Source organism: Acidimicrobiales bacterium, from assembly GCA_016794585.1.
Taxonomy (GTDB): domain Bacteria; phylum Actinomycetota; class Acidimicrobiia; order Acidimicrobiales; family DATDAH01; genus JAEUJM01.
The window spans coordinates 13,036-37,834 of sequence record JAEUJM010000037.1; the positions used below are offsets into that span (position 1 = coordinate 13,036).

The following is a 24,799-nucleotide window of genomic DNA, read 5'->3' on the forward strand; positions in this document are numbered from 1 at the left end:
GCCGGGGCCGGACGGGTCCCGACGGGGTCTGGACGGGTCCGGACGGGTCCGGCTTCGACACCACCGACGTCGCCGGACCATCATCGCCCGATGCCTGGCACCATCGACCTCGACCACGTGGCCGTCGCCAGTGAGCACCGACGCGAGGCGTGGGAGCGCTACCGGGCCGAGCTCGGCGGCGAGTGGCTCGGCAGCGGCGCCACGGTCGGCTTCGCCAACAACCAGCTCCGCTACGCGTCGGGCATGAACCTCGAGATCCTGCGGCCCCACCGCGTGGACGAGAACGACTTCCTGCGTCGTTTCCTCGATCACAGCGGCCCTGGCCCTCACCACCTCACGTTCAAGGTGGCGGACATCCACGTGGCCATCGACGCGGTCACCGCGGCGGGCTACCCACCGGTCAGCATCAACCTCGAGTTCCGGGAGTGGATGGAGGCGTTCCTGCACCCGAAGGCCTCCCACGGCGTCGTGGTCCAGGTGGCCGAATCGCACGACGAGGGCTGGGTCCGCCCGCCGCCGCCGGACCAGTTCCCGGCCGCGGCCCCGGCGAACCCGGCGGCGCTCGTGCGGGTCACCCACGCCGTGGCCTCGCTCGACGAGGCCAGCGCGCTCTTCGAGGACGTGCTCCTCGGGGAGGAGATCCTCCAGGGCGTCGGCAGCACCGACGACCACCGGCTCCCCGACGGCTCGGGCCGCTGGCGCGAGCTCGAATGGCCGGGGGGAGGCCGGCTGCGCCTCGTCGAGCCGAGCGGTGCCGGCGCGCTGGCCGACTGGATCGGCGGACGCACGGGGCGGGTGCACCACCTCGCCTTCGCCGTGGACGACCCCACGGAGCTCGCCGACGCCTCGCCCGCCGGCGACGGCACCTGGGTGATCGCACCCGAGGACAACCTCGGCACCCGGCTGGTGCTCGAGCCCCGGTAGCTCAGCCCGTCCGGGCGTACGCCGTGAACACGGCGATCAACAACAGCAGTCCCACCAGCAAGAGCAGCGGCATCAGCGGGACGAGCACGCTGGTCGGCCGCTCGGCGGGCCATCGTTCGTCGCCGTCGGCCGGCTGCCACGCGAGGAGCGGGTCGGCCGGTCCTCCGTCGTCGACCTCGGCGGCGCGTGCCGCCCGGGCGAGCTCGGCGTCGTAGGCGGCCCGGCTGACGGGGTCGCCGAGCACCTGCCAGGCCGCGTTGACCACCCGCATGCGGAGCTCGGCCTCGGCCGCGGACCGGGCATCCGCGGAGGCGTGACGGTCGGGGTGCTGCGCCAGCGCCTCGGTTCGGTAGGCGTCACGGAGCTCGTCGTGCGTCGCCGACGCCGCCACCCCGAGGACCTCGTAGTACGTGGGCGTGGTGCTCTCCGTTCCCTCGCCGTGCTGCTCGCCCGCGCCGGGCAGGCGCAACGGCCAGGGTACCGACACCCCCCGACCCGGCCCCGGCACCCTCGCCACTAGGTTCGGGCCATGACGGGCAACGGCCGACGACGTTCGTGGTGGGGTTGGGGCTGGGAGGACGAGGCCCTCGCCGACGACCAGGCCGAGAAGCTCGCCGCGGCCATGGCCGCCCGATTCGGCACCGAGATCACGGTGGCCGACGCTCCCCGCCTGGAGAATGTCGACCTGCCGACGCCCCGGGTGGCGCCACCCGCGAGCCTCGAGCGGTGCTGCTCGACCGAGCCCTACGACCGCGCCGCCCACACCCACGGGAAGTCCTACCGTGACGTGGTGCGGGGCTTCCGCGGCGAGCTCGCCCATCCCCCCGACGTCGTCGCCTTCCCCGAGACCGAGACCGACGTCGTCGACCTCCTCGACTGGTGTGCCGGCGCCGGCATCGCCGCCATCCCCTACGGCGGCGGCTCGTCGGTGGTCGGCGGCGTCGAGGCCGACGTGGGCGACGGCTACGCGGGCGCCGTCTCCATCGACCTCACCCGCCTCGACCGGGTGCTCGAGATCGACCGGGTGTCGCGGGCGGCCCGGATCCAGGCCGGCGCCCTGGGGCCGGTGCTCGAGGACCAGCTCCGCCCCGAGGGCTACACGCTGCGCCACTACCCGCAGTCGTTCGAGTTCTCCACCCTCGGGGGCTGGCTCGCCACCCGGTCCGGCGGACACTTCGCGACCGTGTACACCCACATCGACGACCTCGTGGAGTCGATGCGGGTGGTGACCCCGACCGGCATCAGCGAGTCCCGCCGCCTCCCCGGATCGGGTGCCGGCCCCTCCCCCGACCGCCTCTTCCTGGGCTCCGAGGGGTCACTCGGGATCATCACCGAGGCCTGGATGCGCCTCCAGGACCGCCCGGTGTTCAAGGCGTCCGCCGGCGCCCGCTTCGCCGACTTCGACGCCGCTGTGGCCGCCTGCCGGGCCATCAGCCAGTCCGGCCTGTTCCCCACCAATTGCCGTCTCCTCGACGCGGGCGAGGCCGCCACCGCCGCGGGGGTGGACGACGGGTCGCACCTGCTCATCCTCGGCTTCGAGTCCGCCGACCACCCGCTCGGGCCGTGGATCGAGCGAGCGGTCGAGCTCGCGCAGGACCACGGTGGCACGGTCCCCGGCGGCATCACCCTCACCGACGACTCGGCCGGCGGCAGCGCCGGGCCCGCCGGCCGCGAGGGAGCGGTCGGCCAGTGGCGCAACTCGTTCCTGCGCGCCCCCTACGGGCGGGACGCGCTCGTGCGCATGAGCGTGATCGTGGAGACCTTCGAGACGGCCTGCACCTGGGACGCGTTCCCGGCGCTGCACGCCGGGGTCACCGAGGCCGTGCTCGACGCGGTCCGTCGCATCTGCGGCGACGGGTGGATCACCTGCCGCTTCACCCACGTGTACCCCGACGGGCCGGCGCCGTACTTCAGTGTGTTCGCCCCGAGCCGCCCCGGCGCCGAGGTGGCGATGTGGGACGAGGTGAAGATGGCCGCGGCCGAGGCGCTCGCCGCCCATGGCGGCACCATCACCCACCATCACGCCGTCGGTCGCGACCACGACCCCTGGTACCAGCGCCAGCGGCCCGAGCCGGTGGGTCGGGCCCTCGCGGCGGCCAAGGCGGCCCTCGATCCCGCCGGTGTGCTCAATCCGGGCGTCATCGTGGCGCCACCTCGCTGACCTGCCCGCAACCGCCCGGTTGCCCCCTTGACACCTCCCGGACGCGGGAGGAAGGTGACCAGTGATCCAGACAGACGGTCCACGCGTGAGCGAAGGAGGTTGTCGGGAACATGAGCACCGCACACGAAGGGGAAGATCCGCCCGACCGGGTCCGGTAGGAGACCTGCTGGCGGCGGTGTCGCCCCGACCCGCTACGAGCCGACGGATGTGCGCACTCGAGCGCCCGGCCCCACGGACCGGACCGCTCCGATCGACCACCGGGTTCGTCTGACCGCACGGCGGTGTGCGGCACGGCCACCAGTGCCAGGGAACGCCTCACCCTGCGGGGTGGGGCGTTTCCGCGTCACCCCGCCCGACCAGTCCGACGACTCCGCCGGGTCCCGCGGCTCGGGGGTCAGGAGGCGGTCAGTAGCCGAGAGACGGGTCGACGAGCCCGATCAGAGGCTCGCCCGCGGCGAAGCGCTCGACGTTGGCGGTGATGCGGGCCGAGAGCAACGGCGTCGCCATCTCGGCCGTGTTGCCGGTGTGCGGGGTGATGAGGCAGTTCGGCATCGTCCAGAGCGGGTGACCGTCGGGGAGCGGCTCGGGCTCGGTGACGTCGAGTGCGGCGCCGCCGATCGTGCCCGCCCGCAGCGCGTCGACCAGGTCGTCGGTGACGACATGGGCGCCGCGGGCGACGTTGACCAGCCACGCGTGGGGGTCCATGAGCGCCAACTCGCGGGCACCGATGAGCCCGACCGTCGACGGTGTGAGGGGCAACGCGAGCACGACGAGGGTGGCACCGGGCAGGCAATCGTGCAGCGCCTCGGGCGGGAGGACCCGTGCCGCACCGTCCATGGGCGCAGGGGTCCGGCGCAACACGGTGACGTCGGCCTCGAAGGGGCCCAGCAGACGCAGGAGGGACTCGGCGATGCCGCCACCGCCGACGATGGTGACGGCGGCCCCGAGCAGGTTCGTGCCGTGCTGGTCCTCCCAGCTCGTGGCGCGGGCATAGCGGTCGAGGCCACGCAGGCCCGCCAGGCCCAACATCAACGCATGCTCGGCCACCGGCTCGGCGTACACGCCTTTCCCGCACGTCCACACGTGGTCGTCGTCGAGCACGTCGGCGAAGGGCTCGATGCCGGCCCAGGGCAGCTGCACCCACCGGATGCCCGGATGATCGGCCAGCAGCGCCGCGAGCGTCGAGGCTTTGCCCGTGGAGGCCCACACGACCCCCTCGGCATCCTCGGGCCCGACCACCTCGCCGCCGCCGCGGGTGATCGCGCCGGCGAGCCAGGAGCGCTGCCCTGCCGGTTCGAGCGCGATGCGTGGTCCCCCCACGAACGCACGGTAGCCAAGGCGGTGTCAGCCGGGCCGGATGGCCATCGACGAAAGTTCCGCGTAACCAGGGGCCAGCACGAGCGCGGCTGGGCTGGCACGCTGTGGACATGACGCTGCGCGTGGGGGTGCCGACCGAGGTCAAGAACAACGAGTACCGGGTGGCCATGACCCCCGACGGCGTGCGCGAGCTCCACCAGCACGGCGTCGAGGTGCTCGTGCAGTCCGGCGCCGGTCGCAACTCGGCCATCGAGGACGACGACTACGTCGCCGCCGGCGCCCAGATCGTCGCGACCGCAGAGGAGACCTGGGCCCGGGCCGAGCTGGTCGTGAAGGTCAAGGAGCCGCAGGCCCAGGAGTTCGAGTTCCTCCGCGACGACCTCGTGCTGTTCACCTACCTGCACCTCGCCGCCTACCCCGCGGTCGCCGACGCCCTCCTGGCCAGAGGCACCACCGGCGTCGCGTACGAGACGGTCCAGAACGCCGACCAGTCGCTCCCCCTCCTCGCCCCCATGAGCGAGGTGGCGGGTCGCATGGCGACCCAGATCGGCGCCCACTACCTCGAGCGCGAGAACGGCGGCCGCGGCATCCTCCTCGGCGGCGCGCCCGGTGTGGCGCCGGCGAGGGTGGTGGTCATCGGCGCCGGCAACGTCGGCTGGAACTCGGCGTGGATCGCCGCCGGCATGGAGGCCGAGGTCCTGCTGCTCGACAAGAACCTGGACCGGCTCCGCTTCGTGGACCAGATCCACCAGGGCCGGATCATGACCCTCGCCTCCAACCGGGGCGCCATCGAGCGGGCCGTGGCCACCGCCGACCTCGTCATCGGCGCCGTACTCGTCCCCGGCGGCCGTGCGCCCACGGTCGTCACCGAGGACATGGTCCAGGGCATGAAGGACCGCTCGGTCATCGTCGACGTCGCCATCGACCAGGGCGGCTGCATCGAGACCATCCGTGAGACCTCCCACGAGGACCCGGTCTACGTCGAGCACGGGGTCGTCCACTACGCCGTCGGCAACATCCCGGGCGCGGTGCCGTACACGTCGACCTACGCCCTGACCAACGCCACCCTCCCCTACCTGCGCGACCTCGCCGCCCTCGGGCCGGCGGGTGCGGTGGAGCGTGACCCTGCCCTTGCCCACGGCTTCAACACCGTCGGCGGGCACGTCACCCACGCCATCGTCGCCGACGCCCTGGGCCGCCCCTTCACCCCCCTCGACCTGTCGGCCACCTGAGTCGCTCTAGCATCGGCGGTCCCCCGGACGAGGAGAGGCCACATGAAGCTCGGACTGCAGATCGGCTACTGGAGCCGCGGCGCGCCGGACGGCGCCGTCGAGCAGATCGCCACCGCGGACCGCCTCGGCTTCCACTCGATCTGGACCGCCGAGGCCTACGGCTCCGACGCCCTCACCCCGCTGGCGTGGTGGGGCGCGGCCACCGAGAACGTCCAGCTGGGCACGTCGATCATCCAGATCTCGGCCCGCACCCCGGTCGCCACCGCCATGGCGGCCATGACCATGGACCACCTCTCGGGCGGGCGCTTCATCCTCGGCCTCGGGGCGTCCGGCCCCCAGGTGGTCGAGGGCTGGTACGGCCAGCCCTACCCCAAGCCGCTGGCCCGCACCCGTGAGTACGTCGAGATCGTGCGCAAGGTCATCGCCCGCGACGAGCCCGTCGAGTTCGCCGGCCAGCAGTACACCCTGCCCTACCCCGGTGGCGCCGGGCTCGGGAAGCCCCTCAAGTCCACCCTGCACCCGCTGCGCACCGAGATCCCCATCTACCTCGGCGCCGAGGGACCGAAGAACGTGGCCATGACCGCGGAGATCGCCGACGGCTGGCTGCCCATCTTCTTCGCCCCGAAGGACAACGCCTTCTACAAGACGGCGCTCGACGAGGGCTTCGCCCGTCCCGGCGCCCGCCACACCATCGACGACTTCGAGGTGCCCGCCACCGTCATCGTGGTGCCCATCGACGACGTCGAGGCCGCCGCCGACATGGTGCGCCCCTACCTCGCCCTCTACATCGGGGGGATGGGCGCCCGCGACCAGAACTTCCACTTCGAGGTCTTCTCCCGCATGGGCTACGAGGCCGACTGCGTGAAGATCCAGGACGCCTACCTCGACGGGCGCAAGGACGAGGCCATCGCCGCGGTCCCCACGTCGATGGTCGAGGACATCTCCCTCATCGGCTCGGTCGACAAGATCCGCGACGAGCTCCAGCAGTGGGAGGAGAGCGTGGTCACCACGCTCCTGCTCTCGGGCCCTCCGGAGCTGCTCGAGCTGATGGCCGACCTGGTCGGTTGAGCCCGTCTCAGCCACCGCGCCAGGCGCGACGATGATCTGACCATGAGCGCCCGTCCTCACCGCCTCACCGGTTCGCTCATCGCCGCGGCGCTGCTCACGATCACCCTCCTGGCACCCGCCGGGCCGGGGCTCGCCCAGGCGGCGCCCACCGCCGGACCCGAGGCGGGCACGCTCGTCAGCGGGTCGATGCGCTGGGAAGGGCGCACCCGCACGTACCGGGTGTTCGTGCCCGCCGCGTACACGCCGGGCACCGAGGTGCCGCTGGTCGTCGGCCTCCACGGCGGCTTCGGGAGCGGGGACCAGTTCCGGCGCGACAACGGGCTCAACCGGGCGCTGAACACCCGGGGGATGCTCGGCGTGTTCCCCGACGGTGTGGCCGGACCGGCCCGCGGCATCCGCACCTGGAACGCCGGCAACTGCTGCGCCTACTCGCAGGCCGCCGACGTGGACGACGTCGGCTTCATCGGCGCGCTGGTGGCCCGGATGCAACGCCGCTACGACGTCGACCCCCTGCGGATCTACGCCCTCGGCCACTCGAACGGGGCGATGATGAGCTACCGCCTCGCCTGCGATCTGCCCGGCGTGTTCGCGGCGATCGCCCCGGTCGAAGGCGCCATCGACAACACCCGCGGCTGCCAGCCCCGACACCGGATGAACGTGCTGATCATCCACGGGCTCCGTGACCGCAACGTGCCCTACCGGGGTGGCATCGGCGAGGGGTACAGCCAGGTCGACTACGCCTCGGTGGCCGAGGCGGTCGACCGCTGGCGGCGCATCAACCACTGCGAAGAACCGTCCCTCGTCACGATCGACGGCGACCTCCGCACCAAGGACGCACAAGGGTGCGACCCGCACGGCGCCGTGCGCCTCCAGTCGTTGGCCGATGGCAACCACGAGTGGCCGGGCGGCGCCGACCGCGCCTACATCGCCGGATCGCCGAGCGACGCCCTCGCCGCGACGCCCACCGCCCTCGACTTCTTCCTCGCCCACCCCCAGACGGGCTGAGCCCCACCCGTCACCCCTCCTCTGGGACCACACTGATGTGGTGAGCCACCTCACGGTGGTCCCAGAGCGCCGACCGTGCGGGTTCGGGCGCCGTCGGCCTCGCGTAGCCTCGCCCCATGACGGCTGAAGCCGACGGCGACGTGCCCGGCGTGGAGCTCCGACGGGACGAGGCCCTCGACGTGCTCTCCTTCAACATCCGCTTCGACAGCCCGACGGACGGCCCCGACCGCTGGAAGCACCGTCGCCGCGCCGTGGCCCACTGCATCGACGAGAGGGCCGACATCGCCGGCCTCCAGGAGGCGCGTCGCTGCCCGCTGGGCTGGTTGGTCCGCCACCTGCGCCGGTTCAAGTGGGTGGGCGTCGGGCGCGACGACGGCCGCCGCAAGGGCGAGTACGCCCCCATCTTCTACCGGTCCGACCGTTTCGAGCGCCGGGACCGGGGGACCTTCTGGATGTCGACGACGCCGGACGAGGCGGGCAGCACGTCGTGGGGGTCGTCACGTCCCCGCATCGCCACGTGGGTGGTGCTGCACGAGCGGGCGACCGGACGCGAGGTGCTCGTCGTGAACGTGCACCTGGACCACAAGTCCGCGGAGGCCCGCGCGCAAGGGGCCAAGGTCATCCGCAAGCGCGTCCGCCTGCTCGCCGAGGGACGTCCCGTCGTGCTCACCGGCGACTTCAACGACGGCCCCGACGGCGAGGCGTACACCACCCTCACCGACCCCTCGCCCGCTGACGGTGGTCCCGTGCTGGTCGACGCCCGGCGCGTGGCGCTGAAGGGGCACGAGGGCCCCGACTCGACGTGGACCGGTTTCAAGGGCGTGAAGGAGGGACGGGTCATCGACTTCGTCCTGGTCTCGAGCGACGTCACGGTCCTGCGCCACCGGTCGATCGACGACCGCCCCGGCGGCCGCTTCCTGTCCGACCACCTCCCCGTCCACGCCACGGTCGCGCTCCCCCATCCCGGGGACTGAGCGTCGCCGACGTCGGGATCTCGTGACGCTGCCACTGTCACAAGCCCCTAGCCTCGACTCGTGAACCGGAGGCTGAGCCAGCACGAGCGGGACCTCCAGCTCGTCGCCGAGGACGCCACGGATGCGCTGGTCGACGCTGACCGCGAGTACCGCCCGGGCACCGCTCGGGCGGCCCTGCGCCACAAGGACTTCCGCAACCTCTACTTCGGCGCGTTCACCTCCAACATCGGGTCGTGGATGCAGAACGCGGTCCTCGGCGCGTACGCATTCGAGCTGACCCGGTCGGCCACCTTCGTCGGCATCATCGCCTTCGCCAACCTCGGGCCGCTGCTGCTGTTCTCGATGATCGGCGGGGCGCTCGCCGACCAGTTCGACCGCCGCAAGATGCTCATCGTGGTGACCATCGAGCAGATGTTCTTCGCCTTCGCGCTGGCCTGGCTCACCACGGTCCCCGACCCGTCCCGGGCCGTGCTCGTGATCTTCGTGCTGGCCATCGGCACCGCCCAGGCCATCTACGCGCCGGCGTACTCGGCGGCGCTGCCGGCGATGGTGGGCAAGGAGGACCTCGCCGGCGCCATCGCACTGAACTCGACCTCGATGAACGGCTCACGGGTGATCGGCCCCGCCATCGGCGGCATCCTCTACCACCTCGTCGGCGTGTCCTGGGTCTTCGCTCTCAACGGCCTCACCTACCTCGCCGTGCTCGCGGTGCTGGCCCGGGTGCACCTCCCCCGGGTCGAACGCAAGGCCGACGAGCCCACGGGCTTCCGCCGGATCGTCGGGGGGATCACCGCCGCCCGCCAGAACCGCACCATCAAGATGGTCCTGGTCGCCATGTGCTTCTTCTCGTTCTTCTGCCTGCCTTTCGTGGTGCAGATGCCGGTGGTGGCCGAGTCCAACTTCGGCATCGAGCCCGACTCCACCGCCTACGGCCTGCTCTACGCCTGCCTCGGCGCGGGAGCGGTGGCGGGGTCGCTGTCGATCGGCACCCTCTTCGTCGGCCTCTCGAAGCGGCGCATCGTCCGCAAGGGCTTCTTCGGCTTCGCGGTGTTCCTCGCCATCCTCGCCGTGTTGCGCTCCGAGCCGTTGGCCTACCCGGTCGTGTTCGCCGTGGGCTTCTGCTACTTCGCCACCGTCACCTCGCTGAACACCATGCTCCAGGAGGAGGTCGAGGAGTCGGTACGCGGCCGGGTGATGGCGCTGTGGATCATGTCCTTCGGCGGCGTGGTCCCCATCGGCGGCCTGGTCGCCGGTCCCGTCATCGACGCGTGGGGGGTCACCACCCTGATGCTCATCGGCGCCTTCGTCGCCCTCGGCCTGGCCACCTGGGGCTACTTCTTCTCCACCGACCCCAGCCCTCGCCGCCGCCGGCGCCTCGCCGCGTAGGAGCGCCGGAGGGTCAGGCCCGAGCCACCCCACCGTTCTGGCCGCGAGATCTCTGGCGTGACGACATGTCGCCGCGGCCAGAACCGATCCGTCGGATGTGGCTCAGGCGTCGGCGAGGAGGAGGTCGGCGAGGCGTTCGAGGCCGGCCACTCGGCTGCCCTTCAACAGGACGGCGTCGCCGGGCCCGAGGGGCCCGAGGCGCTCCGCCGCGGCGTCGATGTCGGCGACGGTCTCGACGCCGTAGAGCGGGGCGTCGACGGCCAGCACCTCGATGCCCAAGTCGTCGGCGAGGCGGGTGATGGCGAGGTGCTCGTCCTCGGCGATGTCACCCAGTTCGGCCATCACCCCGAGGACGGCGACCCGGCGGGCGGCCTCGAGGTCCGCCAGCGAGCGCAGCGCCGCCCGCATCGACTCGGGGTTGGCGTTGTAGGCGTCGTTCACGACGATGGCCCCCGTCGGCGTGGTGTGCAGCGCCATGCGGAACGGCGACATCTGCGCCCGGCTGAGCCCCTCGGCGGCGTCGTCGAGCGACGAGCCGGCGAGCAGGGCCACTGCGACGGCGGCCGCGGCGTTCTCGGCGTTGTGGCGGCCGTGGACCGTCAGCTGGAGGCTGATGACGCCCTCCGGGGTGACCAGGCGGAACCGGGGGCGCAGGTGGCCGTCGAGCTGGAGCTCGGTGACCCGCACGTCGCCTCGGTCGATGCCGTAGGTGACGACGTCGGCGTTGGTGTGGCGGACCATCGCCTTGACCCGCTCGTCGGTCTCCTTGAGCACCGCGGCGCCATCGTCACGCAGCGACTGGACGAGCTCGGCCTTGGCCTCGGCCACGTCGTCGATGGTCCCGAAGAGCTCGGTGTGGGCGTGGGCGACCGCGGTGACGACCGCGATGTCCGGGCGGGCGACCTCGCAGAGCCGCGCGATGTGGCCGTAGCCCCGGGCCCCCATCTCGATGACCGCCACCTCGGTGTCGTCGGGGGCGTTGACGAGGGTGAGGGGGACGCCGAGGTCGTTGTTGAACGACCGGTACGACGCCGCCGTGCGGTGGCGCACCGACAGCGCCGCCGCGGCCAGGTCCTTCACCGATGTCTTGCCGACCGAGCCGGTCACCCCCACGACGGTGGGTATGCGGCCCCGGACATGGGCGCCGAGTGCGGTCAGCGCGTCGGCGGTGTCAGTCACGCGAACCGCCACCACCTCGGCGGCGGCGCCGGTCTCGAGCGGGTCCTGCTGGGTGAGGTAGGCGACGGCCCCGGCGGCCCCGGCCGCTTCGATGAAGTCGTGGCCGTCCCGGTCGGCGACGACCGGGACGAACAGCGAGCCTGCCGGGACGGCCCGGCTGTCGATGGTGGCGCCCTCGACCGTGACGGCGTCGGCCTCGGCGCCGGCACCGGCCGGGCCGACGAGCTCACCGCCGGTGATCGCCGCGATCTCGCTGGTGTCCAGGCGCACGATCGGAAGGTAGCGCCCCGGCCACCCCGAACGACCATGACGACCGGTCGTCGGGGGCGGGACGTACAGGCCGTCCCGACCGTTCTCGGCCCCGCGCAGTGGGGTCACGCCACCGCCGGAGCGGGCGACCAGGGCCTGGGCGGGGCGGCCTGTCCGGACGGCGACCGTTCGCCCGTCCCCTGCCCGTCGGGCCAGGCGGCCGGCCGACCGGCGACGGATCCGGGTCGACCGGGTCGCCGAGGCCCGCACGGCGGACCGGTCCCGGCCTGACCTGGCCTGCGGCCGGGACCGGCGGAGCAGCGCGGCGAAGGCACGGACGCAGTGCGGCCGAGCTGCGGCCGCGAGCGGGAGGCCCGGGACGCTCACGGGGCGCCGGGTAGGTTGGCGCGATGGCTGACGACCCGATGCCGAACGAGCGGATCCGCCTCGTCGTGGTGTTCGGCGGGCAGTCGGCCGAGCACGACGTGTCCTGTGTGACCGCCAGCCACGTGCTGGCCGCCGCCGACCCGCAGCGCTATGCAGTCCAGCCGGTGGGCATCACCAGGCAGGGCCAGTGGGTGTTCGCCGAGGACGCCGCCAAGGCACTCGCCGAGGGCCCCGCCGCTCTGCCCGCCTCGCTCACGGCCGACGGGCCCGACGTGGACGCGCTCCCCGTGGTCGCCCCGACCGGCGACGAGACCGTCGTGGTCCTGCCTCTCCTCCACGGCCCGATGGGCGAGGACGGCACCGTCCAGGGGATGCTCGAGCTGGCCGGTGTGCCCTACGTGGGCGCCGGCGTACTCGGCTCCGCCGTGGCGATGGACAAAGCGATGGCCAAGCAGGTCACCGGTGCCGCCGGCATCCCGCAGCCCCGCTACCGGGCCTGGCGCGAGGCCGACCTCAGCGACCGCGCCCTGCACGCCGCCATCGACGAGCTGGGCCTGCCGCTGTTCGTCAAGCCCGCCAACATGGGCTCGTCCATCGGCATCACCAAGGCCCGCAGCTTCGACGAGCTCGAGGCGGGCGTCGCCCTCGCCCTCACCTACGACGAGTGGGTGGTGGTCGAAGAGGCGGTGTCTCCCGCCAGGGAGATCGAGGTCGCGGTGCTGGGCAACCTCGAGCCGCGGGCGTCGGTGCCCGGCGAGATCGTCCCGGGGGCCGAGTTCTACGACTACGCCGACAAGTACGAGGACGGCGCCGAGGCGCTCATCCCCGCGAACCTCGACGAGGCCGAGACCGCCGAGGTGCAGGCCCTCGCCCTGCGCGCCTACCGGGCCCTGCGCGCCGAGGGCATGGCCCGCGTGGACTTCTTCTACGAGAAGGGCGGACGGGGCTTCCTCCTCAACGAGATCAACACCATCCCGGGCTTCACCCCGATCTCGATGTACCCGAAGCTCTGGCAGGCGTCGGGCCTCCCCTACGACCAGCTCATCGACGAGCTCGTCCGCTTGGCCATCGAGCGCCACGGCCGCCGGCGCCACCGCACCGACCACTAGGAGCGCCGCCGCGGCGCCCCGCCGCGTCGCCCCGCCACGGCGCTGAGGCCCCGTTCTGCCAGCACCGCCCTGTCGTGCAGAACAGCTTCGTGCTGGCGGAACGAGTTGATCGGGCTCAGGCGGGGAGCATCAGGGCCGAGCGGAGGAAGTCGATCAGCTCGGAGCGCCGTCGCACCATGGCCTTCATGCCGGGCTCGATGCCGACCGCCCGCAGCACCTCCACCTCGGTCGCCACGCCGATCACCGTCGAGTAGGCGGACATCAACAACAGGGCGGGGTCGCTCTTGCGCATGTGGCCCGCCGCCATCTCGGCCTCGAGGAACTGGCGGGCGCGCTGCACGAGGGGGTCGAGGGCGTCGACGAGCCGCGTCGACACCGGCGGCCCCAGGCGGCTGACCTCCCGCACGAGGCCGAGCAGCTCCGGTCGCCGCAGCGCCAGCCGGAACACCGAGCGCACCACCGACTCGATGCGGTCGAAGCCGTCACCGGCCCCGGTGAGGGCACCCTCCAGCACCTCGGCCAACTCGATCGCACTCCGGTCGATCACTGCGTCCAACAACGCCGCCTTCGACGGGAAGTAGTAGAGGATCGTCTGCTTCGACACGCCGAGCTCGGCGGCGATGTCGTCGAGGGAGGTCGCCTCGTAGCCCGGGCCGCCGAACGACACGAGCGCCGCCTCCAGGACCCGCTCGCGGGTGTCGGTCGTGCGCGCCACTTACCAGATGGTAGAGAATGGGGCCGTGATCGGGGAGACCGCATGATCCGAGAGGCGTTGAGCGCCAAGCGCATCGCGATCACCGGCTCCACCGGCTTCCTCGGCACCGCCCTCGTGGAGCGCCTGCTCTGGGCGGTGCCCGACTGCGAGCTGGTGCTGCTCATCCGCGCCGGCCGCAGCTCCACGGTCGAACGCCGCGCCGCCCGAGAGCTGTTCAAGAACGATGCTTTCGACCGACTGCGGGAGCAGCACGGCAAGGAGGGGTTCGCCGAGCTGCTCGAGCGCAGGGTGCAGGTCGTGCAGGGCGACGTCAGCAGTGACGGCCTCGGCCTCGACGAGGCGGGCCGCGCCGCGCTGGCCTCCTGCGACATCGTCATCCACTCGGCCGCCACCGTCTCGTTCGACTCCCCCCTCGACGGCGCCGTCGAGGTCAACCTCCTCGGCCCGGTCCGCATCGTCGAGACCCTGCACGACCTCGGCGTGAACCCCCACCTCGTGGCCGTGTCCACCTGCTACGTCGCCGGGTCGCGCCGCGGCGACGCCCCCGAGGAGCTCGTCGACGACAGCCCGTTCTTCGTGGACGTCCCCTGGCGAGCCGAGGTCGACGCCGCCCGCCGCGCCCGCACCGACGCCGAGGCCGAGAGTCGCACGCCCGAGATGCTGGCGAAGTTCGGGAAGATGGCCCGCCAGGAGCTGGGCGCCGCCGGCACCCCGTTGCTGTCGGCCAAGACCGAGCACCAGCGCACCCGCTGGGTCGCCGACCGCATGGCCGAGGCCGGCATCGCCCGGGCCAGCTCGCTCGGTTGGCCCGACGCCTACGCCTACACCAAGGCGCTCGGCGAGCGGGCCCTGGTCGAGTCCCGGGGCGACGTGCCCGTCAGCATCGTGCGCCCCTCGATCATCGAGTCCGCCCTCGCCGAGCCCAAGGCCGGCTGGATCCGCGGCTTCCGCATGGCCGAGCCGGTGATCATCTCGTACGCCCGGGGACTGCTCACCGAGTTCCCCGGCGTGCCCGAGGGGATCATCGACGTCATCCCGGTCGATCTCGTGGTCGGCGCCATCTGCGCCGCCGCGGCCCAGCCGCCGCCGGAGTCGCCCCACGTCATCCAGGTCGCGTCCGGCACGGCCAACCCCCTGCGCTACCGCCAACTGGTGAAGCTGGTCGAGGGCTGGTTCACGGAGCACCCGCTCTACGAGAACGACGGACAGCCCATCGCGGTCCCCGAGTGGGGCTTCCCCGGCCGCGGCAAGGTCGAGGGCCAGCTCAAGCGGGCCAAGAACGTGCTCGAGCGCACCGAGACCGTGCTCTCCGCCCTCCCTCTCCGGGGCAAGCAGGCCGAGTTCAGCGCCAACATCGAGTCCAAGCGCGAAGAGGCCGAGCGGGCCCTCAGCTACGTCGAGCTCTACGGCAAGTACGCAGAGTGCGAGGCCCTCTACGGCGTCGAACGGCTCATGGCGCTCTGGGAGCGGATCGACGACGAGGACCGTGAGCACTTCGCCTTCGACCCCCACGTCATCGACTGGGACTACTTCGTGCCCAACGTCCACCTGCCGTCGGTGGTGGACCAGGCCAGGGTCAAGAGCAACCCCGGCAAGAAGGAAGGCCCGACCCGCGAGGTCCGCCTCCGCGGCCAGATCCTCTCCCCCGACCGGCACATGGCCGCGTTCGACCTCGAGAACACCCTCATCGCCTCGAACGTGGTGGCGTCCTACGCCTGGATCGCCAGCCGCCGCCTGTCCCGCCAGGAGCGGGTGCGCTTCGTGGCCCGCACCCTCGCCGAGGGCCCCCGCCTGCTGTCTCTCGACCGCAAGGACCGCAGCGACTTCCTGCGCTACTTCTACCGCCGCTACGAAGGTGCATCCGTCGAGCAGCTCGCCGAGGACAGCCAGGAGATGTTCAGCGCGCTGATCCTCTCGAAGTCGTTCCCCGCCGCCATCCGCCGGGTGCGCGAGCACCGCCGCCTCGGCCACCGCACCGTGCTGATCACCGGAGCGCTCGACTTCGTGATCGAGCCCTTGCGGCCGCTGTTCGACGACATCGTCTGCGCCGAGCTGTCCCAGAAGCGGGGCAAGTACACGGGCGAGCTCATCGACGTGCCCCCCACCGGCGAGACCCGCGCCCAGGCAATGGCCAGCTACGCCGCCGCCGAGGGGCTGTCGCTGAAGGAGTCGGTGGCCTACGCCGACTCCGCCAGCGACCTGCCCATGCTCGAGGCCGTCGGCTTTCCCGTGGCGGTCAACCCCGAGACCCGCCTCGCTGCCCTCGCGCGCAAGCGGGGCTGGCTGGTCGAGCACTTCGACAAGGCCCCCGGCGGGCCCCGGCCCCCGCTGCCCCTCGCCCGCCGCCGCGGCGCCACCGGCCCGGGCCTGCTCGAGTCGATCATGAACAAGGAGCCGTCGGCCTCCTCGTCCGGCGCGAAGACCGGGAAGGGCCGGCGATGAAGGCCCTGGTGTTCGAGCGGGACGTGCCCCGCTTCGCCGCCGCCAAGGTCGCCGGCGGGATCCTGCCGGGTCGCGGCGTGCGCGTCGGCCCGCTCCAGCTCGACGACGTCGACCCGCCCGAGCTGCCCGGCCCCGACTGGGTCGTGGTGCGCCCCCGCCTCGCCGGCATCTGCGGATCCGACCTCGCCACCATCGACGGCGCCTCCTCCCGCTACTTCGAGCCCATCGTCTCGTTCCCGTTCGTCCCCGGCCACGAGGTGGTCGGCGAGCTCGACGACGGCACCCGCGTGGTGCTCGAGCCGGTGCTCGGCTGCGTCACCCGGGGCATCGACCCGGTGTGCGACGCCTGTGCCCGCGGCGACCTCGGCAACTGCGAGCGCATCGCCTTCGGTCGCCTCGAGCCCGGGCTCCAGACGGGCTTCTGCTGCGACACCGGCGGCGGCTGGTCCACCTTCATGGTCGCCCACCGCAGCCAGCTCCACGAGGTGCCCGACGCCATGAGCGACGAGGCCGCAGTCATGGTCGAGCCCGCCGCCTGCGCCATCCACGCCGCGCTGGCCGCCCACGCCGGCCCCGACGACACCGTCGCCGTGCTCGGCGCCGGCACGCTCGGCCTGCTCACCGTCGCCGCCCTGCGCCGTTGGTCCCCGCCTGCGCAGCTGCTGGCCACCGCCAAGCACCCCGACCAGAAGGCGCTGGCCAAGGCCATGGGCGCCGACCGCGTGGCCGAGCCGGGCGAGGTCCGTCGGGCCGTGCGCCGCCTCGCCGGCACCCTGGCCATCAGCCGGGGCGACGACGAGGGCGACATCGAGCGCCTCACCGGCGGCGCCGACGTCGTCGTCGACTGCGTCGGCAGCGCCGAGAGCCTCACCGATGCACTCGCCATCGTGCGACCCCGCGGCCGCGTCATCGTGGCCGGCATGCCCGGCCAGGTGTCGCTCGACCTCACCGGTCTCTGGCACCGCGAGATCGAGCTCGTGGGCGCCTACACCTACGGCACCGAGACGCTGCCCGGGGGCGAGCGCCGGCGCACGTTCGACCTGGCCTTCGAGCTGGCCGCCGAGGCCGATCTCGGCCGCCTGGTGTCGGCCACCTATCCCCTTCGCCGCTACCGCGACGCCATCGAGCACGCTGCCGGCGCCGGCGCCCGCGGCGCCGTGAAGGTCGCCTTCGACCTCCGAGACGAGAAGGAACGCAACCCATGACCTCCGTGAAGAGGAGCGCCTCGTGAACCCCCGTCCGGGCTTCGTGCTGGAGGTCGACAAGTCGACCCCGCCGATCCTGTTCCACCACGGTGAGGGCTTCCGCCTCGAGCGCCTGCCCGCCGGCCGCTCGCGGGTCATCTACGCCGCCGAGCCCCTCAAGGCCCTGAAGGACCCCGACGGCGCCATCCGCGACGCCCTCGAGCACCCCATCGACAAAGAGCCGCTCCGCGCCCTGCTGTTCCCGGGCATGAAGCTCACCATCGCGTTCGACGACATCTCGCTGCCCCTGCCGCAGATGCGCCGGCCCGACATCCGCCAGCGGGTCATCGAGGCGGTGCTCGACCTCGCCGCCGAGGCCGGCGTGGACGACGTCCACCTCATCGCCGCCCTCGCCCTGCACCGCCGCATGACCGAGGCCGAGCTGCGCCACGCCGTGGGCGACCGGGTCTACGACGCGTTCGCCCCCGACGGCCTGCTCTACAACTTCGACGCCGAGGACCGCGACAACCTCGCCTTCCTGGGCGAGACCGAGAAGGGCGAGGAGGTCGAGATCTCCAAGCGGGCGGCCGAGAGCGACCTCGTCGTCTATGTGAACATCAACCTCGTCTCGATGGACGGCGGCCACAAGAGCACGGCCACGGGCCTGGCCAGCTACCGCAGCCTGCGCCACCACCACAACGTCCACACCATGCAGCACTCCACCTCGTTCATGGACCAGGAGCACTCGGCCCTGCACTCCGCGAACTGGCGCATGGGCAAGGTCATCCGCGACGCCGGCGTGAAGGTCTTCCAGATCGAGACCACGGTGAACAACAACGTGTTCGGCACCGAGGGCCCCATGAGCGTGCTGCAGAAGCGCGAGTGGGAGTGGAGCGCCAAGGACCGCGCCAGCTTCCTGGCCATGTCCAAAGGCCTGAAGCGCATGCCCTCGAAGGCCAAGCGCTCGGTCTTCAACGGCTGGCGGGCCCCCATGGGCATGACCGGCGTGTACGCCGGCGAGATCGAGGCGGTGCACAAGCTCACCACCGCCGACGTCTACCGCCAGCAACTCGTGCCGGTGGAGGGCCAGACGGACATCCTCACCATGGGCCTGCCCTACATCTGCCCGTACAACGTGAATTCGGTGATGAACCCGATCCTGGTGATGTGCCTGGGCCTCGGGTACTTCTTCAACATGTACAAGGGCCGGCCCCTCGTGCGTGAGGGCGGCGTGCTCATCATGAGCCACCCCACTCCGTGGGAGTTCCACCCCGTCCACCACCCCAGCTACATCGACTTCTTCGAGCAGGTGCTGGCCGAGACCACCGATCCGGTCGAGATCGAGAAGAACTTCGAGAAGAGCTTCGCCGAGGACGAGTGGTACCGGCACCTGTACCGGACGTCGTACGCCTACCACGGCGTCCATCCGTTCTACATGTGGTACTGGGGCAGCCACGCCCTGAAGCACCTGGGCGCCACGATCATCGTGGGCGGCGACACCCGGGCCGTGCGCCGCCTCGGCTTCAAGCCGGCGTCGACGCTGCAGGACGCGCTGGAGATGGCCTCGGACGTGGTCGGCCGCGATGCCTCGATCACCCACTTCCACAACCCGCCCATCCTCATGGCCGACGTGTCGTGAGCCTCGCGAGCGTCGTGCGCTGATGCCGTCGCCTCTCGTCTCCCGTGGCCGATCGTCCGGTGGGGTGCCCAACCCCCGCGCGCTCGTGTCCGGGTGGCTGCGGAAGCAGTCGTTCCCGATCACGGCGCCGACGACGCCGGGCACGGTCGAGCCCGTCGAGCGCCCCGGCAAGGTCGGCGCCGACTACGACACCGACTGGGCGCGTCGCTACCCCGCCCGCATCGCCCGCCTCGCCATCGTCGAGGGGCTCATGCGGCCGACCGCAGCCGTGTTGGCCGACCCGGACCGCCGCGGCGGCGACCGCCTCACCGACATCGGCGGCCCGGCCATCTTCGCCGCGAACCACCACAGCCACCTCGACACGCCGCTGATGCTCACGTCGATCCCCGAGCCGTGGCGCCACAAGCTCATCGTGGGCGCCGGCGCCGACTACTTCTTCGCCAACCGGGTCACCGGGGCCCTCTCGGCCCTCGCCATCGGGGCCATCCCCATCGAGCGCAAGAAGGTCACCCGCCGCTCGGCCGACCAGGCCGCCGCCCTCATCGACGAGGGCTGGAGCATGCTCATCTTCCCCGAGGGCGGACGCAGCCCCGACGGCTGGGGCCAGCCGTTCCGTGGCGGCGCCGCCTACCTGTCGCTGCGCTGCGACGTCCCCGTCGTGCCCGTGCACCTGCAAGGCACCGGCCGCATCCTGCGCAAGGGCAAGAAGCTGCCCACGCCGTCGTCCACGACGGTCACCTTCGGCGACCCGATCCGCCCCGACGAGGGCGAGGACTCCCGGCGCTTCGCCGCGCGCATCGAGGAAGCCGTCGCCGCCCTCGCCGACGAGACCGCCACCAACTGGTACGAGGCCCGGGTGCGGGCCCACCAGCGCACCAACCCCACCCTGGCCGGCCCCGAGGTCGCCAAGTGGCGCCGGGCCTGGGCCGTCGGCCCGACCCGCAAGGACGCGAAGCGCAAGCAGCGCTGGCCTCTCTGATCGTCCTTCGGCGGGAGGACTGATTTGAATGGCGGCGACCGGGGTCCTCCGGGGTAAAGTCGTTCTTCGCCTCGGACCGGGGCATCTGGGCAACGGCGCCGCTTGAACGTCCTCAGCGACGAGACGTAGCGCTCCGGTCGGCAGGCTCCGATTCGTGCTGGACAGCTGGATCGAGGAGGACGTGATGCGCGAGTTCGACGCGTGTGGCATCGGTTTCGTGGCGGATGCGCAGGGGCGCCCGTCGCGCCAGATCGTGACGGCGGCCCTCGACGGGTTGGCCAACGTGAAGCACCGCGGCGCCGTGGCCGCCGACGCCCTCACCTCGGACGGGTGCGGCGTCCTGCTGCCCCTGCCCGCCGCCCTCTTCGGCGAGGGCAACGGCGTGGCCACGCTGTTCCTCGACAACCAACTCCCGTCCGGTACCGACCTGCGCCCCTCCGTCGAGGAGGCCCTGGCCGCCGAAGGGCTCGCCCTCGTGGAGTGGCGGACGCCGCCGACCGACGAGTCCCACCTCGGCGCACTCGCCATGCAGAGCCTGCCGACCATCGTGCACGTGGTCTTCCGCGACGCCGACGGCGCGGCCGCGCAGTCGTCGGCCGACGAGATCCGGGCCTACCGGGTGCGCCGCCGGATCGCACGGACGCCCGGTGTGTACGTGGCGTCGTGCTCGTTCCGCACCATCGTGTTCAAGGGGCTCACCCCGGCAGACCACCTCCGCGACTTCTACGTGGACCTCCAAGACGAGCGCTTCACCGCGCCGTTCACCATCTTCCACCAGCGCTTCTCCACCAACACCCTGTCCACCTGGGAGCGCGCCCAGCCCTTCCGGATGCTCTGCCACAACGGCGAGATCAACGCCATCCAGGGCAACGAGAACCGCATGCGGGCGCGTGCCCAGCTGGGCACCGAGGCCGCTGGCCTCGGCCCCGAGGAGCTCTTCCGCCCGCTGCTCGACCCCGCCGACTCGGACTCCGGCAAGCTCGACGACGCGCTCGAGCTGCTCACCCGCGGCGGACGCGACGTCCGCCACGCCATGGCCATGCTCGTGCCCGAGGCCTGGGAGAACGCCAGCGAGCTCGACCCCGAGGTGCGGGGCTTCTACCGCTACCACGCCACGCTCATGGAGCCGTGGGACGGGCCCGCCGGCATCGTGTTCACCGATGGCGTCGGCGTCGGCGCCACCCTCGACCGCAACGGCCTGCGCCCGCTCCGCTACTCCATCTGCGAGGACGGCTTCGTGGTCTGCGCCTCCGAGGTCGGCGCGGTGGACGTCAGCGGCCACGGCACCGTGGAGCGCGGCCGCCTCGGCCCGGGCCAGATGCTCTTCGTCGACCCCTCCCGCGGCGTGCAGCGCAACCGTGAGCTGAAGGAGCGCCTCGCGGCCGCCGCGCCCTACGCCCACTGGGCCTTCGAGGGCCTCTACGACCTGCCCGTCGGCGAGCCCGTACAGGAGCCGCCTGCGGACCTCGAGTTCCGCCAGGCCGTGCACGGCTACACCAAGGAAGAGCTCGCCATGGTGCTGCGCCCCATGGCCACCGACGCGTACGAGCCCACGTTCTCGATGGGCGACGACTCGCCGCTGCCCCCGCTCGCGGGCCGCCCTCGCCCGGTGCACCACTACCTGCGCCAGCGCTTCGCCCAGGTCACCAACCCGCCCATCGACCCGCTCCGTGAGCGGCTGGTCATGAGCCTCGACACCGTGCTCGGCCCCCGCGCCGACCTGCTGTCCGAGGAGGGCGAGGCCGCCCGGCTCGTGCGCCTCGAATCGTTCTTCCTCTACCCCGGGGCCATCGACGAGCTCGAGCGCGACGAGTTGGCCGACTTCCCCGTGGCCACCCTCGATGCCACCTTCCCGGTGGCCGATGGCCCCGCCGGCCTGCGCGCCGCCATCGACCGGCTGGCGTTCGCCGCCGAGTCCGCGGTGCGTGGTGGCGCCGACATCCTCGTCATCGACGATGCCGACGTGTCCGCCGACCGGGCGCCCGTCCCGTCGCTGCTGGCCGTCGGCGCCGTGCACCACCGCCTCATCGCCAGTTCGCTGCGCTCGCTCACGAGCATCGTGTCGGTCGCCGACGACGCCCGCGACGTGCACCACGTCGCCGCCCTCCTGGGCTACGGCGCCGACGCGATCTGTCCCCGCCTCGCGCTGCAGACGGTCGGCGCAGAGGCCGACGCCAGCGATGACGAGGCCGCCATCAGCCCCGAGGCGCAGAACCGCTTCGAGGCCGCCATCGAGGCCGGCGTGTTGAAGGTCCTGTCGAAGATGGGCATCAGCACGGTCGACTCCTACCGCGGCGCCCAGATCTTCGAGGTCATCGGCCTCGGCGCCGAGGTCGTCGACGTGTGCTTCCGGGGCACGGCCTCGGTCGTCGGCGGCATCGGCTGGGAGCAGCTCGGCGTCGACGTGCTCACCAACCACGCCTCCGGCGAGCTCGCGTCGCCCGGCTACTACCGCGACCGCAAGGGCGGCGAGTACCACACCAAGGACAAGGAGGTCGTGGCCGCCCTCAACAGCCTGACCCTGGTCAAGGAGGTCCCGCCCATCGGCGCCGAGGGCGAGGAGGCCGCCACCGAGCGGGCCGAGGCCGACGTGAAACTGGCCCACCTGCTCCAGCGCGCCCTCAAGAGCGAGTCGTCCGAGGTCTACGACGAGTTCGCCCGCCTGGTGAACGAGCGGCCCACCACCGAGCTGCACGATCTCCTCGAGCTCGTGCCTGCCGGCGATCCGATCCCGCTCGACGAGGTCGAGCCGGCCAGCGAGATCGTCAAGCGCTTCTCCACCGGCGCCATGTCGCACGGCTCGCTGTCCCGTGAGGCCCACGAGAACCTGGCCCAGGCCATGAACCTCATCGGGGGCAAGTCGAACTGCGGCGAGGGCGGCGAGGACCCCTACCGGTTCTTCACCCGAGGCCAGGGCCGGGACGACAAGAACTCGAAGATCAAGCAGATCGCGTCGGGCCGCTTCGGCGTCACCCCCCAGTACCTCGCCCACGCCGACGAGCTCCAGATCAAGATGGCCCAGGGCTCGAAGCCCGGCGAGGGCGGTCAACTGCCCGGCCACAAGGTGTCCGAGGAGATCGCCCGCCTGCGCCACACGCAGCCCGGCGTGGGTCTCATCTCCCCGCCGCCGCACCACGACATCTACTCCATCGAGGACCTCGCCCAGCTCATCTTCGACCTCAAGCAGGTCAACGCCGCCGAGGTCTCGGTGAAGCTCGTGGCCGAGGACGGCGTGGGCACCATCGCCGCCGGCTGCGTCAAGGCGCTCGCCGACGTCGTGCACCTCAGCGGCGCCAACGGCGGCACCGGCGCCAGCCCGCTGTCGTCGATCAAACACGCCGGCCTGCCCTGGGAGATCGGACTGGCTGACTGCCAGCGCTCGCTGGTCGACAACGGCCTGCGGGGCCGGGTGAAGCTGCGGGTCGACGGCGGCTTCTTGAACGGCCGCCAGGTGATCGTGTCCGCCCTCATGGGCGCCGACGAGTTCTCGTTCGGCACCGCGGCGATGATCGCCGAGGGCTGCATCATGCTGCGCGCCTGCCACCGCGACACGTGCAAGCCGGGCGTGGCCACCCAGCGTCCGCACCTGCGAGCCAACTTCACCGGCACCCCCGAGGGCGTGGCCGCCTACTTCCTCTACATGGCCGAGGAGGTCCGTGGGTACCTCGCCGAGCTGGGCCTGCGCACCCTCGACGAGGCGGTGGGCCGCGTCGAGCTGTTGCGCCAGCGCGAGACCGGCGACGAACGCGCCGATGCCCTCGACCTCAGCCCGCTGATCGCCCCTCCCGAGCACCTCGACGAGCCCCGCCGCTTCCTCGAGCGGGTCGAGCTGCAGGACCCCCGCTCCGAGCTGGGCGACGAGGTCATGGCCGACGCCTTCCAGCGGGTCTGGGACGGCGACGAGATCGACCTGCACTACTCGATCCGCAACAAGGACCGGGCCATCGGCGCCGCCCTCTCCGGGGCCATCGCCCTCGAGTACGGGACCATGCCGCCGCTCGGCACCGCCCGCCTGCGCTTCGAGGGCTCGGCCGGCCAGAGCTTCGGCGCCTTCATCACCCACGGCGTCGAGCTCGAGCTCGTGGGCGAGGCCAACGACTACGTCGGCAAGGGCATGGGCGGCGGCACCATCGTCGTGCGTCCGCCCGCCAACGACGCCTCCGTGGTGATGGGCTCGGCGGCCGGCTCCCCGGTGCTGGCCGGCAACACGCTGCTCTACGGCGCCACCGGCGGCGAGCTGTTCGTGGCCGGCTCGGTGGGCGAGCGCTTCGCGGTCCGCAACTCGGGGGCGCTGGCCATCGTCGAGGGCGTGGGCGACCACTGCTGCGAGTACATGACCGGCGGCACCGTCGTGGTGCTCGGCCGGGTGGGCTCGAACCTCGGCGCCGGCATGACCGGCGGCCAGGTGTTCGTGTGGGACCCCGAGGCCGAGCGCCTCATGTCGCGCATCAACACCGACCTGGTCGAGGCCATCCGCCCCGAGCCCGACGCCCTCGTCGAGCTGCGCTGGCTCGTCGAGCGTCACGTGGAGAAGACCGAGTCCCTCCGCGGATCCGAGCTCCTCAAAGTGTGGGACCAGGCCACCGAGCAGCTCTGGCACATCCTCCCCCGCGAGCGGGTGCGCCGCATCGAGGGCGGCGCCGCCCGCCACGTCTCCGCCCTCTAGATCCACCCCCATCCGTTCTGGCCGCGAAAGCACCGTCGTGACGAGGCTGTTGCGTTAGGTGCTCGCGTTCAGGTCCGAGACGGGGGAGAATTCGTGGGTGGCTCCTCGGTTCCGTGCGGTGACTCGTGATCAGCAGTTCTTGTTGCCTCCTGATGTGCGCGAGTGGCTCCCGGTGGGCCATCC

At 72.1% G+C, this 24,799-nt stretch carries 17 protein-coding genes; 13 read left to right on the top strand and 4 right to left on the bottom strand.

The features are described 5' to 3' along the window. The first annotated feature begins 90 nt into the window (after positions 1-90). Positions 91-924, top strand: a complete 834-nt coding sequence (locus JNK12_18395; GenBank protein MBL8777914.1) for a VOC family protein — start codon at positions 91-93, stop codon at positions 922-924. A gap of 1 nt (position 925) precedes the next feature. On the opposite strand, the gene JNK12_18400 is transcribed toward JNK12_18395, so the two are convergent. Continuing rightward, the gene (locus JNK12_18400) at positions 926-1,393 is read right to left on the bottom strand and encodes a J domain-containing protein (protein MBL8777915.1); all 468 of its coding nucleotides are present in this window, start codon (positions 1,391-1,393) and stop codon (positions 926-928) included. A gap of 60 nt (positions 1,394-1,453) precedes the next feature. On the opposite strand from JNK12_18400, the gene JNK12_18405 reads away from it, so the two are divergent. Beyond that, positions 1,454-3,085, top strand: coding sequence for an FAD-binding oxidoreductase (locus JNK12_18405; protein MBL8777916.1), 1,632 nt, complete (start codon positions 1,454-1,456; stop codon positions 3,083-3,085). Positions 3,086-3,490: 405 nt separating this feature from the next. Here JNK12_18405 and JNK12_18410 read toward each other — a convergent pair whose 3' ends face one another. Beyond that, the gene (locus tag JNK12_18410; protein ID MBL8777917.1) at positions 3,491-4,405 is read right to left on the bottom strand and encodes a hypothetical protein; all 915 of its coding nucleotides are present in this window, start codon (positions 4,403-4,405) and stop codon (positions 3,491-3,493) included. A 113-nt stretch (positions 4,406-4,518) separates the two neighbouring features. Here JNK12_18410 and ald point away from each other — a divergent pair, with 113 nt between their 5' ends. The 5 genes from ald to JNK12_18435 all read left to right on the top strand — a co-directional run bounded on the left by ald (position 4,519) and on the right by JNK12_18435 (position 10,067). Beyond that, positions 4,519-5,634 carry an alanine dehydrogenase gene (gene ald, locus JNK12_18415; protein ID MBL8777918.1) on the top strand — a complete coding sequence of 372 codons (1,116 nt, stop codon included), beginning with the start codon at positions 4,519-4,521 and terminating at the stop codon, positions 5,632-5,634. A 42-nt stretch (positions 5,635-5,676) separates the two neighbouring features. Next, positions 5,677-6,702: an LLM class F420-dependent oxidoreductase gene (locus JNK12_18420; GenBank protein ID MBL8777919.1), complete on the top strand. Its 1,026-nt coding sequence runs from the start codon at positions 5,677-5,679 to the stop codon at positions 6,700-6,702. Between the two features lie 42 nt (positions 6,703-6,744). Beyond that, positions 6,745-7,707, top strand: coding sequence for a hypothetical protein (locus JNK12_18425; protein MBL8777920.1), 963 nt, complete (start codon positions 6,745-6,747; stop codon positions 7,705-7,707). A 116-nt stretch (positions 7,708-7,823) separates the two neighbouring features. Further along, on the top strand, positions 7,824-8,681 hold the full coding sequence (locus tag JNK12_18430) for an endonuclease/exonuclease/phosphatase family protein (protein ID MBL8777921.1): 858 nt from the start codon (positions 7,824-7,826) through the stop codon (positions 8,679-8,681). A 60-nt stretch (positions 8,682-8,741) separates the two neighbouring features. Further along, positions 8,742-10,067, top strand: coding sequence for an MFS transporter (locus tag JNK12_18435; protein MBL8777922.1), 1,326 nt, complete (start codon positions 8,742-8,744; stop codon positions 10,065-10,067). Between the two features lie 102 nt (positions 10,068-10,169). Here the strand turns inward: JNK12_18435 and JNK12_18440 are convergent, their stop codons facing one another. After that, the gene (locus JNK12_18440; protein MBL8777923.1) at positions 10,170-11,510 is read right to left on the bottom strand and encodes a UDP-N-acetylmuramoyl-tripeptide--D-alanyl-D-alanine ligase; all 1,341 of its coding nucleotides are present in this window, start codon (positions 11,508-11,510) and stop codon (positions 10,170-10,172) included. Positions 11,511-11,920: 410 nt separating this feature from the next. On the opposite strand from JNK12_18440, the gene JNK12_18445 reads away from it, so the two are divergent. Then, on the top strand, positions 11,921-12,991 hold the full coding sequence (locus tag JNK12_18445; protein ID MBL8777924.1) for a D-alanine--D-alanine ligase: 1,071 nt from the start codon (positions 11,921-11,923) through the stop codon (positions 12,989-12,991). Positions 12,992-13,106: 115 nt separating this feature from the next. On the opposite strand, the gene JNK12_18450 is transcribed toward JNK12_18445, so the two are convergent. Beyond that, positions 13,107-13,706 carry a TetR/AcrR family transcriptional regulator gene (locus JNK12_18450; protein ID MBL8777925.1) on the bottom strand — a complete coding sequence of 200 codons (600 nt, stop codon included), beginning with the start codon at positions 13,704-13,706 and terminating at the stop codon, positions 13,107-13,109. A gap of 42 nt (positions 13,707-13,748) precedes the next feature. Here JNK12_18450 and JNK12_18455 point away from each other — a divergent pair, with 42 nt between their 5' ends. The 5 genes from JNK12_18455 to JNK12_18475 all read left to right on the top strand — a co-directional run bounded on the left by JNK12_18455 (position 13,749) and on the right by JNK12_18475 (position 24,616). Continuing rightward, a complete protein-coding gene (locus JNK12_18455; protein MBL8777926.1) occupies positions 13,749-16,148 on the top strand; it encodes an HAD-IB family hydrolase in 2,400 nt (799 codons plus the stop codon). Continuing rightward, positions 16,145-17,353, top strand: coding sequence for a zinc-binding dehydrogenase (locus JNK12_18460; protein MBL8777927.1), 1,209 nt, complete (start codon positions 16,145-16,147; stop codon positions 17,351-17,353). The genes JNK12_18455 and JNK12_18460 overlap by 4 nt, the downstream gene beginning before the upstream one ends. Positions 17,354-17,375: 22 nt before the next feature. Then, the gene (locus JNK12_18465) at positions 17,376-18,971 is read left to right on the top strand and encodes a DUF2088 domain-containing protein (protein MBL8777928.1); all 1,596 of its coding nucleotides are present in this window, start codon (positions 17,376-17,378) and stop codon (positions 18,969-18,971) included. 64 nt (positions 18,972-19,035) lie between these two features. Then, positions 19,036-19,950 carry a 1-acyl-sn-glycerol-3-phosphate acyltransferase gene (locus JNK12_18470; protein MBL8777929.1) on the top strand — a complete coding sequence of 305 codons (915 nt, stop codon included), beginning with the start codon at positions 19,036-19,038 and terminating at the stop codon, positions 19,948-19,950. Between the two features lie 154 nt (positions 19,951-20,104). Then, entirely contained in the window at positions 20,105-24,616 is a 4,512-nt protein-coding gene (locus JNK12_18475) for a glutamate synthase subunit alpha (GenBank protein MBL8777930.1), read from the top strand. Positions 24,617-24,799: the final 183 nt, after the last annotated feature.

Coding starts and splice junctions, on each gene's coding strand:
- JNK12_18405 (MBL8777916.1), top strand. CDS start 1,454: ATGACGGGCAACGGCCGACGACGTTCGTGGTGGGGTTGGGGCTGGGAG.
- JNK12_18460 (MBL8777927.1), top strand. CDS start 16,145: ATGAAGGCCCTGGTGTTCGAGCGGGACGTGCCCCGCTTCGCCGCCGCC.
- JNK12_18420 (MBL8777919.1), top strand. CDS start 5,677: ATGAAGCTCGGACTGCAGATCGGCTACTGGAGCCGCGGCGCGCCGGAC.
- JNK12_18455 (MBL8777926.1), top strand. CDS start 13,749: ATGATCCGAGAGGCGTTGAGCGCCAAGCGCATCGCGATCACCGGCTCC.
- JNK12_18430 (MBL8777921.1), top strand. CDS start 7,824: ATGACGGCTGAAGCCGACGGCGACGTGCCCGGCGTGGAGCTCCGACGG.
- JNK12_18445 (MBL8777924.1), top strand. CDS start 11,921: ATGCCGAACGAGCGGATCCGCCTCGTCGTGGTGTTCGGCGGGCAGTCG.
- JNK12_18425 (MBL8777920.1), top strand. CDS start 6,745: ATGAGCGCCCGTCCTCACCGCCTCACCGGTTCGCTCATCGCCGCGGCG.
- JNK12_18395 (MBL8777914.1), top strand. CDS start 91: ATGCCTGGCACCATCGACCTCGACCACGTGGCCGTCGCCAGTGAGCAC.